This is a genomic window from Pseudomonas sp. ADAK18 (assembly GCF_012935695.1).
GTDB lineage: Bacteria > Pseudomonadota > Gammaproteobacteria > Pseudomonadales > Pseudomonadaceae > Aquipseudomonas.
The window spans coordinates 4,074,034-4,088,156 of record NZ_CP052859.1 but is presented as its reverse complement, the minus strand read 5'-3'; the positions used below and the strand labels follow the sequence as shown (position 1 = coordinate 4,088,156).

15 protein-coding genes are annotated in these 14,123 nt (G+C 60.7%); 7 read left to right on the top strand and 8 right to left on the bottom strand.

Features of this window, described 5'->3' with window-relative positions:
- Nucleotides 1-149 precede the first annotated feature (149 nt).
- Both arcD and HKK55_RS18460 read left to right on the top strand, forming a co-directional pair.
- Nucleotides 150-1,577, top strand: a complete 1,428-nt coding sequence (gene arcD / locus HKK55_RS18465; RefSeq protein WP_169355993.1) for an arginine-ornithine antiporter — start codon at nt 150-152, stop codon at nt 1,575-1,577.
- Nucleotides 1,578-1,579: 2 nt separating this feature from the next.
- Nucleotides 1,580-2,443, top strand: a complete 864-nt coding sequence (locus HKK55_RS18460; protein WP_169357897.1) for a DNA-3-methyladenine glycosylase — start codon at nt 1,580-1,582, stop codon at nt 2,441-2,443.
- A 114-nt stretch (nt 2,444-2,557) separates the two neighbouring features.
- Here the strand turns inward: HKK55_RS18460 and HKK55_RS18455 are convergent, their stop codons facing one another.
- From HKK55_RS18455 to HKK55_RS18425, 7 genes are all read right to left on the bottom strand, one after another.
- Nucleotides 2,558-3,907: a CoA transferase gene (locus HKK55_RS18455; RefSeq protein ID WP_169355992.1), complete on the bottom strand. Its 1,350-nt coding sequence runs from the start codon at nt 3,905-3,907 to the stop codon at nt 2,558-2,560.
- A 40-nt stretch (nt 3,908-3,947) separates the two neighbouring features.
- Nucleotides 3,948-5,291: a HAMP domain-containing sensor histidine kinase gene (locus HKK55_RS18450; protein WP_169355991.1), complete on the bottom strand. Its 1,344-nt coding sequence runs from the start codon at nt 5,289-5,291 to the stop codon at nt 3,948-3,950.
- Nucleotides 5,292-5,356: 65 nt separating this feature from the next.
- Nucleotides 5,357-5,821: an LTXXQ domain protein gene (locus HKK55_RS18445; protein ID WP_169355990.1), complete on the bottom strand. Its 465-nt coding sequence runs from the start codon at nt 5,819-5,821 to the stop codon at nt 5,357-5,359.
- Nucleotides 5,822-5,997: 176 nt separating this feature from the next.
- Nucleotides 5,998-6,675: a response regulator transcription factor gene (locus HKK55_RS18440; RefSeq protein WP_169355989.1), complete on the bottom strand. Its 678-nt coding sequence runs from the start codon at nt 6,673-6,675 to the stop codon at nt 5,998-6,000.
- Nucleotides 6,676-6,682: 7 nt separating this feature from the next.
- The gene (locus HKK55_RS18435) at nt 6,683-7,105 is read right to left on the bottom strand and encodes a translation initiation factor 2 (RefSeq protein WP_169355988.1); all 423 of its coding nucleotides are present in this window, start codon (nt 7,103-7,105) and stop codon (nt 6,683-6,685) included.
- 104 nt (nt 7,106-7,209) lie between these two features.
- Nucleotides 7,210-7,509: a YciI family protein gene (locus HKK55_RS18430; protein WP_169355987.1), complete on the bottom strand. Its 300-nt coding sequence runs from the start codon at nt 7,507-7,509 to the stop codon at nt 7,210-7,212.
- A 1-nt stretch (nt 7,510) separates the two neighbouring features.
- Nucleotides 7,511-8,107 (bottom strand): septation protein A, encoded by a 597-nt coding sequence (locus tag HKK55_RS18425; RefSeq protein ID WP_169355986.1) that lies wholly within the window; start codon nt 8,105-8,107, stop codon nt 7,511-7,513.
- Nucleotides 8,108-8,194: 87 nt separating this feature from the next.
- Here HKK55_RS18425 and HKK55_RS18420 point away from each other — a divergent pair, with 87 nt between their 5' ends.
- From HKK55_RS18420 to rluB, 5 genes are all read left to right on the top strand, one after another.
- Complete coding sequence (locus HKK55_RS18420) at nt 8,195-9,058, top strand: PHP domain-containing protein (protein WP_169355985.1); 864 nt, start codon at nt 8,195-8,197, stop codon at nt 9,056-9,058.
- Nucleotides 9,059-9,071: 13 nt separating this feature from the next.
- Nucleotides 9,072-9,701, top strand: a complete 630-nt coding sequence (locus HKK55_RS18415; RefSeq protein WP_169355984.1) for an L-threonylcarbamoyladenylate synthase — start codon at nt 9,072-9,074, stop codon at nt 9,699-9,701.
- A 120-nt stretch (nt 9,702-9,821) separates the two neighbouring features.
- Nucleotides 9,822-10,520 carry a ScpA family protein gene (locus HKK55_RS18410; RefSeq protein WP_177053511.1) on the top strand — a complete coding sequence of 233 codons (699 nt, stop codon included), beginning with the start codon at nt 9,822-9,824 and terminating at the stop codon, nt 10,518-10,520.
- Nucleotides 10,521-10,532: 12 nt separating this feature from the next.
- Nucleotides 10,533-11,492, top strand: coding sequence for an SMC-Scp complex subunit ScpB (gene scpB, locus HKK55_RS18405; protein WP_169355982.1), 960 nt, complete (start codon nt 10,533-10,535; stop codon nt 11,490-11,492).
- Nucleotides 11,493-11,716: 224 nt separating this feature from the next.
- Nucleotides 11,717-12,964, top strand: a complete 1,248-nt coding sequence (gene rluB, locus HKK55_RS18400) for a 23S rRNA pseudouridine(2605) synthase RluB (RefSeq protein ID WP_155581410.1) — start codon at nt 11,717-11,719, stop codon at nt 12,962-12,964.
- Nucleotides 12,965-13,157: 193 nt separating this feature from the next.
- Here rluB and HKK55_RS18395 read toward each other — a convergent pair whose 3' ends face one another.
- Nucleotides 13,158-14,117 (bottom strand): leucyl aminopeptidase, encoded by a 960-nt coding sequence (locus HKK55_RS18395; protein WP_169355981.1) that lies wholly within the window; start codon nt 14,115-14,117, stop codon nt 13,158-13,160.
- Nucleotides 14,118-14,123 lie beyond the last annotated feature (6 nt).

The following is a 14,123-nucleotide window of genomic DNA, read 5'->3' as shown; positions in this document are numbered from 1 at the left end:
AATTTGCCTAAACTCTATTTATTGCCATGCCTTTAAGTTATGAGGCGTGGTGTTTTATTCGCTATATCTAATAAACGCTGAACGCGCTGTGCATATTAGCCGCAGGCACAGTTGTTGGTTCAATGGCTGTTTTTCTATTGGGAGTACCCATGCCGCAACCAGCGCAAAAACTTCGACTCAGCGCATTGATCGCCCTGGTGGTGGGTTCGATGATTGGTGGCGGGATCTTCTCGTTGCCGCAGAACATGGCGGCACGGGCGGAGGTCGGCGCGGTGCTGATCGGTTGGGCAATCACGGCCGTTGGCATGCTGGCCCTGGCCTTTGTGTTCCAGACCCTGGCCAACCGCAAGCCTGAACTGGACGCCGGTGTGTATGCCTACGCCAAGGCCGGATTTGGCGACTACATGGGTTTCTCGTCCGCGTGGGGTTATTGGATCAGCGCCTGGATGGGCAACGTCGGTTACTTTGTGCTGCTGTTCAGCACACTGGGCTACTTCTTCCCGGTGTTCGGCCAGGGCAACACGCCCATTGCCATCGCCTGTGCCTCAGTATTGCTGTGGGCCGTTCACTTTCTGGTGATGCGTGGAATCAAGGAGGCGGCCTTCATCAACCAGATCACCACCGTGGCCAAGATCGTGCCGCTGCTGATGTTTATTGTCATCGCCGCCGTGGCGTTCAAGGCCGATATCTTTACTCGTGATATCTGGGGCCTGAGCAACCCGAACTTTGGCAGTGTGGTGGATCAGGTGCGCAACATGATGCTGGTCACCGTGTTTGTGTTTATCGGCATCGAGGGCGCCAGCGTCTATTCGGCGCGGGCCGAGAAACGCTCGGACGTGGGCCGGGCCACGGTGATCGGTTTTCTTGGGGTGTTGGCGCTGCTGGTGCTGGTGAACGTGTTGTCCCTGGGGATCATGAGCCAACCGGAATTGGCCACCTTGCAGAACCCGTCCCTGGCCGGTGTGCTGGAGCATATCGTCGGCCCGTGGGGCGCACTGTTGATCAGCATCGGCCTGGCGGTTTCGTTGCTGGGCGCATTGTTGTCCTGGGCATTGCTGTGCGCCGAAATCCTTTACGCCACGGCCCAGGACAAGACCATGCCCGCGTTCCTGAAAAAGGAAAACGTCAATCATGTGCCGGTCAATGCGTTGTGGCTCACCAATGTGATGATCCAGATTTTCCTGGTGATCACCCTGTTCTCGGAAAGCACCTACACCACGCTGATCTACCTGGCGTCGTCGATGATTCTGGTGCCCTACCTGTGGTCGGCAGCCTATGCGGTGTTGTTGAGCGGGCGTGGCGAAACCTATGAAGGCGCCCAGGGTGAGCGGATGAAAGATCTGCTGATCGGCGTAATCGCTTTGGGCTATGCGCTCTGGCTGCTCTACGCCGGTGGCTTGAAGTATTTGCTGCTGTCGGCGCTGCTGTATGCACCGGGGGTGATTCTGTTTGCCCAGGCCAAACACGAACAGGGCCAACCCTTGTTTACCCGTGTGGAAAAAGGCATTTTCGGTTGCGTGATCGCCGGGGCGAGCTTGGCGGCGTATGGGTTGTACAGCGGGGTGTTGTCATTGTGAAGGTGCAGTTGGCGTATCAAGCCCCTTATGACTGGGAGGCGATGCTGGGTTTTTTGGCGGCGCGGGCGATCAGCGGGTTGGAGACGGTGGTGGCGGGTGTGTATACGCGCAGCATCAGCATCGATGGCCAGCATGGCTGGGTCAGTGTTGAGTCGGGTGAGGGGGATTGGCTTGATGTGACGGTCGACTTCGCTGAGCCGGATGCACTGTCGGAGATTGTCCTGCGTCTGCGTGCGATGTTTGACTTGGACGCTGATGTGCAAGGCATCAATCAACAACTGGCAGCCGATCCCTTGATGGCGCGGCTGGTAGCGGCGCGCCCGGGCCTGCGGGTGCCGGGCACCTGGGATGGCCTGGAGGTGGCGATTCGCGCGGTGCTGGGCCAGCAAATTACCGTGGTCGCGGCGATCCGTTTGGCGGGCAAGCTGGTTGCACAGTATGGCGGGCCGCTGGAGACGCCACAGGCGGGCGTGACACATGTCTTTCCTACGGCTGAGGTGCTGGCGGCAGCGGATTTGGCTAGCCTGGGCATGCCGAAAAGCCGGGGGCGAACCCTGTCGGGCGTGGCCCAGGCGTTGTTGGATGATCCGCAGATTTTCCAGCCCAAAGCCAGTCTCAAGGACGCGATAGCGCGGTTGGTCGAGTTGCCCGGGATTGGCGACTGGACCGCGCAGTACATCGCCATGCGCCAGATGCGCGAGCCAGATGCATTTGCATCGGGGGATATCGGTTTGATCAATGCGTTGGCGGCACTGGAAGGCGGCCCCGTGACCGCGCGCCAGTTACTGGCGCGGGCCGAGGCCTGGCGGCCGCTTAGAGCCTATGCGGCGCAGCATTTGTGGACATCGTTAAGCCGGGTAGATTGATGGAGTCTATGAGGGCCTCATCGCAGGCAAGCCCGCTCCCACATTTGACCGCGTTGTTCAGGAGATACGCTGATCAATGTGGGAGCTGGCTTGCCTGCGATAGCGATCGAAAGGTCACCACTGAGGCCGATGTGACCCCAATTCCCCCGCCGGCAAATCCCACTGCAACGGTGTGCCGCTGATGGTCAGCGGCGCCAGCAAGCGATGGGCCGGTCCCCAGGCCGTTTGTTCCACCACCAGCCCCTGATCGGTAGGTTCTTCGGCACGTAGCGCGGGTTGTTCCGTGACCAACCCTGCCTTCACCAATAACTTCGCTGTGCGCGCCAGTGACAGCAGCGCCGAACCGCCCCGGCCGGACTTCAGCCGTTCACTCAGTGCACGAATCGCGCTGGCTGCCATCAAGTAACCGGTGGCATGGTCCAACGCCTGCAACGGCAGTGGCACCGGCTTGTTGGCTTGTTTCCACTGCAGGCCGGCCTGAGCAATGCCGCTGCTCATCTGCACCAGGCTGTCGAAGCCTCGGCGATTGCGCCATGGGCCGCTCCAACCATAGGCGTTGAGGCTGACGTCGATCAGGCCCGGTGCGAGTAGCTGCAACTCGCCCGCTCCGTATCCCAATTGCTCCAGGGCATCGGCGCGGTAGCCATGGAAGAGAATATCGGCGTCCTTGAGCAGGTCCTCGAAGACCTTCCGGTCATCTGGGCTCTTCAGGTCGAGGCGCGCGCAGCGTTTACCCAGGGTCATTTCCGGCACCACGCCTGCTTCGTTCCAGTCGGGGGAGTCGATGCGCAATACATCGGCGCCTAACCCTGCGAGAAAGCGGCTGGCCACCGGGCCCGCCAGAACGCGAGTCAGGTCGAGCACCTTGATACCGGCCAAGGGGCGCGCCACTGAACCGAGCCAGGGTTTTTCGCTGACGGCATCGCTGGTTTGGTGTTGGATCAGTGGCTCCTGATTGACCGCCAGGCCTTGAGGATGGGCCTGCCAGTCTTGCCACGAGCGCATCTGCGCTGCACAGCCACCCTCGTCGACGATGGCTTGTTCCAGTTCAGCGGCGTTCCATTGTGCGACCTTGAGCGCCATGGCCTCACGATCAGCCACTTGCCCCAACACCCGCTCGGCGGCAGCGCGGTGGTGGGGCGCGTTGGTGTGCAGGCGGATCCAGCCATCGGCGCTGGCGTAGTCTCCGGCAATCGGGTCCCACAGCGGCGGTACGGTCCAGCCGACGGGGCGTAGTGACGTGGAAAACCAGAACGAGGCGAGACGTCGGTCCACGGAGACTGTGGGCAAGCGCCCGGTTTGTTGTTGCAGCAACTCGGCAACGGCCTGGCCTGCTGCGCCGACAGTAGCACTGGCCAATTCAGTCACGGCAAAGGTTGAAGGCAGGGCGCCGGCCTCGGTGAAGGTCAGCGGAGTACGCGGTAGATCGAGTGCAGCTTGGATGGATGTGAGCAGATCAGTCATCAAAGGCCCTCCATAAGAGAAGGGCCAGCATAGAACAACCTTAGGGTTGTACTGCAACCCCTGGCTCCAATGGCAAATCGAGGCTGGCGATAAATCCGCCTTCGGGGTGATTGGCCAGGATCAGGCTGCCGCCATGGCGTTCGGCGGCGCGGCGTGCGATGGCCAGGCCCAGGCCATGGCCTTGGGCGGTTTGGCCTGGAGCACGGTAAAACGGCTCGCCCAGCTGGTTCAGATGCTCGGCATCTACGCCTGGGCCATGGTCGCGCACGCTGATCACAATGCGTTCGCCCTGACGTTGGGCGTGCATTTCAATTGGCAGCCCTGGCGGGTTGAAGCGTTGGGCGTTACGCAGCAGGTTGTCCAGTGCGCGCTCGATCATGGTTGGCCAGCCCTTAAGCTGCAGCCCCGCTTGCGCTTCGAGCTGCACGGGTTGGTCCGGCGCGCCGAGCAGAGCATCTTTTTGCAGGGTCTTGAGCAGCGGATTGAGTTCGATGTCTTCGGCGCTGGCGTTGTCGGCATCGACACGGGCCAGCACCAGAATCTCGCTGATCAAGGCTTCCAGCCGGTCGCATTCGCGGGTCAGGCGTGGCCAGAGTTTTTCCCGGGCTTCGGGCGTGGCGCGTTCCGCCAGGGCCAGGGCGATCCGTAGGCGAGCCAGGGGCGAGCGCAGTTCGTGGGACACGTCCCGCAGTAGCTGGCGTTGACTGCTGATCAGGCTTTGCAGGCGTGCGCCCATACGGTTGAAGTCGGTGGCCAGCACGCCAAATTCATCACGACGGTTAGACAGTTGCGCCAGGCTGTTTTGCTGATAAGTGGTCTGGCCCAGGTCATGCACTGCGCTGCGCAGGCGGCTAAGGGGGCGGGTGATGGAGAGCGTCACCAGCAGGCTGAACAGGGTCAGTACCACCAGGGCAATGGTCAGCGCACTGAAGGGCCACAGCAGGCTGCTGCGATGCCAGGCGTCCAGTTCCGGGTGGGGAATGCGGTAGATCAACAGGTAGGTGTCACCCGTTTTCGCGCTGGTGTATTCAGCGGTCAGCCGGCGCCAGGGCAGGTGGCGGTCCTGGTTGTCGTTTTGCCGCGCTTCGAAGGCGGCGGCCCGGCGCGGAAAGGTACCGCGTACCACCGGCTCGCCGCTTTCGTTAAGCACTTGCACGTCGATGTGGTACTGGCGCTTGCGCTGCTGCAGCAAGTCCTGGGCAGCGTCTTCGCCCTGGGCTTCGTAGAGCTGGGTCCATTCTTCGGCAAGGTTGGCGAGGCCTGGGTGGCGGCTGAGAATCCAGGCGTCCTGGTTGAGCATATGCCCAAGCAGGAGCGACAACCCAGCAACCAGGGCGATGGCCAGCCAGAAGCTGGCGAGGATGCGCCAGAACAATGAACGCACGGGAAACCCTCAAACAGGAAAAGCCCAGCGGCATGGGCCACTGGGCTGGGAGTGAAGCTAGATCATTATTGCGCTTTTTGCGGTTGTTGCGCTTTCCAGGCCTGGAATTCCTTCCACTCGGCACGGCGCTCGGCTTGTTTTTTCACGATCTCGTCGAATTTCTTCTGTTGATCGGGTTTCAGCACAGCGCGAATGTCGGTCTGGGTTTTCTGCTTGGCGGCAGCCATTTCGTCCTGCATGGCTTTCTGGTCGGCGGCCGGGAGTTTATCCAGGTACTTTTTGACCAGTTCCTTGCGACCGTGCATTTGCTGGCCCATCAATTTGCCGATCTGCTGGCGCTGTTCGCGGCTCAGATCAAGCTGGCTGAAGGGGCCACCTTTGCCACGCATGCCGTGTTCGCCGCCGTGGCCCGGGCCGCCCATCATGTGGCCTTCGGAACCGCCCATTGGGCCTTGGCCTTCTGGCATGGCCGCCATGGCAACAGTAGGCAGGGCTGCCGCGAACATCAGAGCGATAAGGGTCTTGCGCATGGTGTTTCTCCTGTCTCGATTCCGGTGAGTCCGGATGTGAGTAGATTAAGGAGATCAAGGTCAGCGGCGGTCAGGGGAGGGTAAAGCTTGGGTAAAGACGATTTTGGCGGGGGCTTACAAAACTGGGGACCTGATTTTCTGTAGCCGGTGCCTCGGCAGCGGCTACAGAGGGAACATCAGAGGCTGTAGTAGTAACCACGGCTGCGCAGCGCCATGATCCGTGGTCGGCCATCCGCGTGTGGGCCGATCTTCTTGCGCAGGTTGCTGACGTGCATGTCCAGGCTGCGGTCGTACAGGGTCAGCTTGCGGCCCAGGGCTATCTGCGCCAGTTCCTGCTTGTCCAGCGGCTCGCCCGGCTGGCGCAGCAAGGCTTCCAACAGACGGCTTTCGGAGACAGTGAGGGCGAACTCCTGTTCGTCGATAGTGACCACGCCGCGCACCGGGCTGAAGCACAGGTCACCCAGCTCCAACTGGGTTGACACCGCGGCCGGGTGGCTACGACGCAATACGGCGCGCAAGCGAGCAGTCAATTCCCGTGGATCACAGGGCTTGGCCAGGTAATCGTCAGCGCCCAGTTCCAGGCCGAGAATCCGGTCCAGCGGTTCGCCCCGGGCCGAGAGCATCAGCACCGGCAACTCCGGGTGATCACTACGCAATTGCTTGAGCAGTTCCAGGCCGCTGCCATCGGGCAGCATCACGTCAAGCACCACGGCAGCGGGTGCGGCCTCGGCCAACGCCTTGCGCGCGCTCAGGCCATCATGGCAAGCGCGTACCTGGAAGCCTTCCTGGCTCAACCAACTGGTCAGCAGCTCACAGAGCTCCTGGTCATCGTCTATCAGTAACAGCTCGCTCATGACTCACTCAATTTAGCCATTGTCGACGGCGCCGGTGCCCGCCGCTGGCGAAGATACCGCATAGCAGGGCGATCAACGCTACTCCTGCACCTGTCACAAACCATTGTTGCTGCTCGGTCAGCCAGCGTGGCAACACAGTGCCCTGTGCTTCTTTGAGTTGCTGGACAAGGCGTTGGTTCTCCTGGCGCAGTCGATTCAATTGGGCACTTTCGCGGGAGGCATCGGCGCCTTTCAATTCGGTGCTTTGCAATTGTTTGCCCAGTTCGTCACGCAGCCGTTCGCTTTCCTTCAAGCGTTGCTGCAACTCGGTGATCTGGCTGCCGGCACTCAAGGACAGGGGCGTGGAACTGCCGGTGTTCGAGGTCTCTTCAGCATGGGCGGTTGCCCCGATCGTTAACACTGCCAACAGACACAACTGACTTAAGCGCATCGGAACTCCTGATTCCAATCGATTGTTCAGCACGTTGTCGGCAGGTTACCGAGAATGATGAGCGATAGGAGTACGCCAAACCCAATAGGTTCAGCGTAGCCGGGTCAAGGCAGGACTTGTTTGAACGGCTTGATCACCACATCAGCGTAGACACCGGCGGCTACATACGGGTCGGCCTTGGCCCAGGCTTGTGCGTTTTCGAGGGAGGCAAACTCGGCAACGATCAGGCTGCCAGTGAAACCGGCTGCGCCAGGGTCATTGCTATCGACGGCCGGGTGAGGCCCGGCAAGCACCACACGCCCTTCAGCTTGCAGCTGTTTCAGGCGCTCGAGGTGGGCCGGGCGCGCGGCCAGGCGTTTTTCCAGCGAGTTGGCAACGTCGGTAGCAATGATGGCGTAGAGCATGTCAGTCCTCGGTTTTCGGCGTGGTAGGGTCGGTGTCATGCAGGTGACGCGACAGGTAGATGCCCTGGGCAACCAGGAATAGCACGGTCATGCCCAGGCTGCCGAAGACCTTGAAGTCGACCCAGTAGTTCTGGAAGGTAAAGGCGACGAACAGGTTAGCCGCGCCGCAGAACAGGAAAAACGCGATCCAGGCAATGTTCAGGCGGGTCCAGACCGGCTCCGGCAACGTCAGCGCGTGGCCCATGATGCGCTTGATCAGCAGGCGGTCACCGATGAAGTGGCTGCCGATAAAGGCCAGGGCGAACAGCCAGTTGACCACCGGGGCTTTCCATTTAAGGAAGGTTTCGCTGTGGAAGGCCAGGGTCAGGCTGCCGAAGACCAGGCAGGCGATCAGGGTCAGCCATTGGCTTTTTTCCAGCTTGCGCTGGGAGATGAAGAGGGCGCCGTAGACCACCAGGGAGCTGATGATCAGCACTGCGGTGGCGCTGTAGATGCCACCGACCGTCAGCTCATGGCCAGCGATATCGATGACCCGAGGGTCGAGCTTGTAGACGATGAAAAACAGTAACAGCGGGATGAAGTCGATGAATTGTTTCACAGTAAGAGCCAGAAGCTGGATGTGGCGGCATAATAACAAACATCCTTGGTAGCGAAAGCGCCAGCTGACTTGAGGTTACACACTCCCGTGAATGTTGATTTGCACTGCCACAGCACGGCCTCCGACGGCGCCCTGGCGCCCGCGGTACTGGTTGCGCGTGCGTTTGAAAAAGGCGTGCGAGTCCTGTCGTTGACCGACCACGACACCCTCGAAGGCCTGGAAGAGGCCCGCGTTGCGGCGAATGCCTTGGGGATGCAACTGGTCAACGGCGTTGAATTGTCCTGCACTTGGGGCGGCGCAACCATTCATGTGCTGGGCTATGGTTTTGACGTAAACGCGCCCCCGCTGGTGGAGGCCATCGCCAAATTGCACGATGGCCGTTGGCTGCGGTCCGAAGAGATAAGCCGAAAACTGGCCCTCAAGGGCATGCCCAACGGCCTGGAAGGCGCTCGCGCCATCCAACAGGAACTGGGCGACAGCGGCAACGCGCCGGCCCGCCCGCATTTTGCCGACTGGATGGTGCGTGAAGGTTTTGTAAAGGATCGCGCCGAAGCGTTCCGCAAATGGCTGGGGGCCGGCAAGCTGGGGGACGTCAAGCAACACTGGCCAACCCTGGAAGACACCGTTGCCACGTTACGGGCCGCCAAAGCCTGGGTCAGCCTGGCGCATCCCTGGCACTACGACTTTACTCGCAGCAAACGCCGCAAACTGATTGGCGACTATATTCAAGCGGGTGGCCACGCCATCGAAGTGGTCAACGGGCATCAACCCGCCGAACAGGTGGGCAGCCTGGCGATTCTGGCCCGTGAGTTCGGACTGCTGGTGAGTGCCGGCAGTGATTTCCATGGCCCTGGCGGCTGGTCGGAGATTGGTGAATACCGCCAACTCCCGGAAGATTTGCCGCCCCTTTGGTGTCGGTTCAAACATGAACCCATTATTGCCACCGTCTGAACAGGTAGAGAACGTGAGTCAATTTTTCCAGATTCATCCGGAAAACCCGCAAGCGCGCCTGATCAAACAGGCGGTGGAGATCATCCGTGCCGGTGGCGTGGTGATCTACCCCACGGACTCGTCCTACGCCATCGGTTGCCAGATTGGCGACAAAAGCGCCGTTGAACGGGTAAGACGTCTGCGTGACCTGGACAAAAACCACAACTTCGCGCTGATTTGCAGTGACCTTTCCCAGTTGGGGTTGTTCGCTAAGGTCGACACCGGCACCTTCCGTCTGCTCAAGGCCCACACGCCGGGGCCCTACACCTTCATTCTCAACGCTACCCGCGAAGTGCCGCGCCTGTTGCTGCACCCGAAGAAGCGCACCATCGGCTTGCGGGTTCCGGAGCACCCGATTGCGCTGGCGCTGCTTGCGGAACTGGGCGAACCGTTGATGAGCGTGTCGCTGATCCTGCCCGGGGAAACCGAGCCGCTGTACGATCCCTACGAAATGCGCCGGTTGCTGGAAAAACACGTCGACCTGATCATCGACGGTGGCTACGGCGGTAACAAGGCCTCCACCGTGATCAACCTGGCCGATGGCGAGCCGGAAGTGGTCCGCGTCGGTTGCGGCGATCCAGCCCCGTTCATGGTCGAGGCCTGAATGTCGGTCGTGGAAACCGTCGACAAGCAGGCCGGCGCCCAGCAGGAGCTGCCATTCGCCATGGTCTACGGCCAGGCGGTCATGGAAATGCCCCTGGACTTGTACATCCCGCCGGATGCCCTGGAAGTCTTCCTCGAAGCCTTCGAAGGCCCGCTGGACTTGCTGCTGTACCTGATTCGCAAGCAGAACATCAACATTCTCGACATCCCGGTGGCGGAAATCACCCGCCAGTACATGGGCTATGTCGAGTTGATGCAGTCGGTGCGCCTGGAACTGGCCGCCGAGTACCTGGTGATGGCCGCGATGTTGGCGGAGATCAAGTCGCGCATGCTGTTGCCGCGTTCGGAGACCGTCGAAGCGGAAGAGGATGACCCGCGCGCCGAATTGATCCGCCGCTTGCAGGAGTACGAACGCTTCAAGGCCGCTGCCGAAGGCATTGACGGCCTGAGCCGGGTTGGTCGTGATGTGGTGGTGCCCAAGCTTGATGCCCCGGAAGCCCGGGCGCGCAAGTTGTTGCCGGACGTGAGTCTGGAAGAATTGTTGATGTCCATGGCCGAGGTGCTGCGCCGTGGCGATATGTTTGAAAGCCATCAGGTCAGCCGTGAAGCCTTGTCCACCCGCGAACGCATGAGCGATGTGCTGGAGCGCCTCAAAGGCGGCGGTTTCGTGCCCTTTGTCGAGCTGTTTACCAAAGAAGAAGGGCGCCTGGGGGTGGTGGTGACGTTTATGGCGATCCTCGAACTGGTCAAGGAATCCTTGGTCGAGTTGGTACAGAATGAGCCTTTTGCGGCTATCCACGTGCGGGCGCGAGCCGAATAAAGAGCTGAATCGATGAATTTGACTGAACCCCGCGAACTGGCCCCGTTGCTGGAGGCCTTTCTCCTGGCCTCGGGCAAGCCGCAATCCCTAGAGCGCTTGTTCGAGCTGTTTGAAGAAGCTGAGCGCCCGGAACCGCCGGTGTTCAAGAAGGCCTTGGAGATCCTGCGCAAGTCCTGCGATGGCCGGGCGTTTGAGCTGCGTGAGGTTGCCTCGGGCTACCGCCTGCAAATCCGCGAGAAATTCTCGCCGTGGGTTGGCCGCTTGTGGGAAGAGCGCCCGCAGCGCTATTCACGGGCGATGCTGGAGACTATGGCGCTGATCGCCTATCGCCAACCCATCACCCGCGGCGAGATCGAAGATGTGCGGGGCGTGGCGGTCAACAGCCATATCGTCAAGACATTGCTGGAGCGTGAGTGGATTCGCATCGTCGGCTACCGTGACGTGCCCGGTAAGCCCGCGATGTTTGCCACCACCAAGGTGTTTCTCGATCACTTCAACCTGAAAAACCTCGACGATTTGCCGCCCCTGGCCGAGCTGCGGGAAATCGAGCCGGATCCGATATTGGACTTCGACGACGTGCCGGTGCCGGCCGGGCTGCAAGAGTTGGCCGATGCCAGTGCCGAGCCGGAAGAGCCCAAGGACGAAACCAGTTTCCATACGTTGTTGCTGGAACTGGACGACATGGAGCAGGGGATCAAGACCGACTTCGACGATTTGCTGCGCGATGGAGTGAGGGAACCTGATCCGGAAATGACGGTGAACGTTGAAATCGAGGCCGAGGTTGACGACGCTGAACCCGAGCCGGAACCTGAACCCGAACCCGAGGAAGACATCCTCGGTGTGGCCGAAGCCCGGGAGAAACTCCTGGCCGCCGTGGCCGCTCTTGAGCAGTCGGAACTGAGCGATGAGGAACTCGAGGCCCAGGCATTGGCCGAGGCCATTGAGAATGAGCGCCGCCAATTCGAAGAGTGACCCGATCTATCAGGCTCCGTCGCTCCCACACTTGGACCAACTTCGTTCAGGAGAGCCGCCGGTCGGCTGAAAGACGGATGCTTGGCCACTTATCGACTAGTCTCTGATGCGCAACGCTCACCATGAGCGTATGATTCGCGACCCTTTGGCGATGCGTTCGCCAATAGCCCAGCTTTTACTACCTTCAGGCCAAGCCTGAATCGACACACCGGGAGGTGCTTAAGATGAGTGACCAAGACCAGAAAGACAGCCAGGAAATTGGCCCTGCAGGCGAAAAGCTGCAGAAAGTCCTCGCCCGTATCGGCGTCGGCTCGCGCCGCGACGTAGAGGCCTGGATCACCCAGAAGCGCATCAAGGTCAATGGTGTTGAAGCCACCCTTGGCCAGCGGGTCGACCTGCACGACGCCATCACCATCGATGGCAAAGTCATCAAGCGTGAAGAGGCCGCCGAATCGGTGCGCCGCGTCATCATGTACAACAAGCCCGATGGCGAAATCTGCACCCGTGACGACCCAGAAGGCCGTCCTACCGTATTCGACAAGATGCCGCGCCCTAAAGAAGGTCGCTGGATCAACATCGGTCGTCTCGACATCAACACCACTGGCCTGCTGATGTTCACCACCGACGGTGAACTGGCCAACCGCTTGATGCACCCGTCCTACGAAATGGACCGCGAATACGCGGTACGTGTACGTGGCGAAGTCGATGACGAGATGATCGAGCGCCTGAAAGCCGGCGTCGTGCTGGAAGATGGCCCGGCCAAGTTCACCGACATCAAGCAGGCGCCAGGCGGCGAAGGCTTTAACCATTGGTACCACTGCGTGGTGATGGAAGGCCGTAACCGTGAAGTGCGTCGCCTGTGGGAATCCCAGGGCCTGGTGGTCAGCCGCCTGAAGCGCGTGCGTTTCGGTCCGGTGTTCCTCAACTCCGACCTGCCGATGGGCCGCTGGCGCGAAATGAGCCAGTATGAAGTCGACATTCTGAGTGCTGAAGTGGGCCTGACGCCTGTGGCCATGCCGCAGATGAACGCCAAGAGCAAAGACAAGCTTGAGCGTATGCAGCGTAAATCGTCGCGCCCTGTGGCTCGCACCGAACGCGTTGCCCGCACCGTGCGCCCAGCGTTGGACGCGCCGGCTACTGGCGGTCGCATCTCCCGTGAACCGCACGTGGAAGGCGATCGTCGTCCGTCGGCACCTGCTCGTCAGGACGGCGAACGTGCTCCACGCACGCCGCGTCCGGCGGGTCGTGGTGACGCGCCAGCAGGCGGTCGCAGCAACCGTGGTGAGTCGGGTCGTGGTGCTCCTGCGACGGATCGCCCGGCGGACAGCGCCAGCACTAAGCGCCCAGCCAAGCCTGCGCCGAAAAAGCGCCCAGCGCTGAAGCTGGTAGACGACGCGCCATCGGGCAAGCGCCGTGGTGCGCCGGCCGGTTCGGGTCAGCGTCCAGGTTTTGGTCGCAAGAAGCCGCAGTGATGCTGTAAGCGCTGCACAAAAACGCCAACCCTAGGGTTGGCGTTTTTTTTGGGATGTGGGATACGGTCAAAAATGTGGGAGGGGGCTTGCCCCCGATGGCGGAGAGTCAGTCAACATATGTATCAACTGATACACCACCATCGGGAGCAAGCCCCCTCCCACCTTTGAACTGCATTGTGTCTGAAACGAGTGATTAGAACGCAAAAGTGCCATCAAACACGGGCTTGTCATCCAAGGCCAACACCCCGCTGGAGAAAATCAGGTCCAAGTGGTGGCTGCCTTTCTGGCCGCCTCCCAACCCCAGGTGCAGGCCGCAGTGGCGTTCTTCAAAGCCGGCGTTGCGGGCATACAGGTCTTTGACCCCTTCATTGGTGCCGATGCCCAGTTCTTCCACCCGGCGGTTGGAGGGGTTGGCATTCAGGTACTTGTTGAAGTCATCGGCCAACCCCGGCACGTCACTGGCGACGGAGCAGATGGTCGAGTTCTCGATCCATAACTCCAGTGGTGACTGCAACACCCCGTATTTACGGGCGAAGGGAATGGTGCTGAGAAAGGTGCCGACAAAGCGCACCTGGCCGTTGATGGCTTCGCTGTGGGTGGCAATTTCGCCGGGCGCCAGGTCATGGTTGCCGACGCCATTGATATTGGTCCACTTCTTGATGCTGCTCATGGGCGCTTCAAGGCGTGAGCCGTGCTCATCGGTGAAGCTCAGCACGCTGGCCTGGGACATGCGCCGGATCAGCGTGGCATTGAGGTCGGCAATGCGCTGCGGGGCGACGCTGAAGGTGTCGTAGAAGTAGTCGCCATAGTCCTTGAGTAACAGGGACTTTTTCCAGTGCTCGGCCATGATGCCTTGCAGGGCGCGAATAAAATCGGGGCCTTCTGCCCGGGGATTGGGCAAGGTCGAGGAATCATAGAGAAACATGTACAGGTCGCAGTCTTCGATGGACTTGGCCAGGGCTTCGCTGGGTTCCAGGTCCAGGCGTTGCACCTTGAAGTCAAAGCGCGCGGCACTGCCTTGGGTGATCGCGTGGGTGATGGCCTCGTAGCGCTCGGTATGGCCCAGGAGCACGGTCGGGCGGTGAAGGCCCGTCAGGGCCGGGTGATGTGCCAAGTAATAGAGAAAATGCTCGACGGCGCGGGCCTTGTCCATGACGTC

Excerpts from the sequence above, each read along its gene's own strand:
- HKK55_RS18430 (WP_169355987.1), bottom strand. The coding sequence starts at position 7,509 with ATGCTCTACGCCATCATTGCTACCGACGTTGCCAACTCGCTGGAAAAA.
- HKK55_RS18440 (WP_169355989.1), bottom strand. The coding sequence starts at position 6,675 with ATGAGCGAGCTGTTACTGATAGACGATGACCAGGAGCTCTGTGAGCTG.
- HKK55_RS18455 (WP_169355992.1), bottom strand. The coding sequence starts at position 3,907 with ATGACTGATCTGCTCACATCCATCCAAGCTGCACTCGATCTACCGCGT.
- arcD (WP_169355993.1), top strand. The coding sequence starts at position 150 with ATGCCGCAACCAGCGCAAAAACTTCGACTCAGCGCATTGATCGCCCTG.
- HKK55_RS18435 (WP_169355988.1), bottom strand. The coding sequence starts at position 7,105 with ATGCGCTTAAGTCAGTTGTGTCTGTTGGCAGTGTTAACGATCGGGGCA.
- scpB (WP_169355982.1), top strand. The coding sequence starts at position 10,533 with ATGAATTTGACTGAACCCCGCGAACTGGCCCCGTTGCTGGAGGCCTTT.
- rluB (WP_155581410.1), top strand. The coding sequence starts at position 11,717 with ATGAGTGACCAAGACCAGAAAGACAGCCAGGAAATTGGCCCTGCAGGC.
- HKK55_RS18395 (WP_169355981.1), bottom strand. The coding sequence starts at position 14,117 with ATGGACAAGGCCCGCGCCGTCGAGCATTTTCTCTATTACTTGGCACAT.
- HKK55_RS18445 (WP_169355990.1), bottom strand. The coding sequence starts at position 5,821 with ATGCGCAAGACCCTTATCGCTCTGATGTTCGCGGCAGCCCTGCCTACT.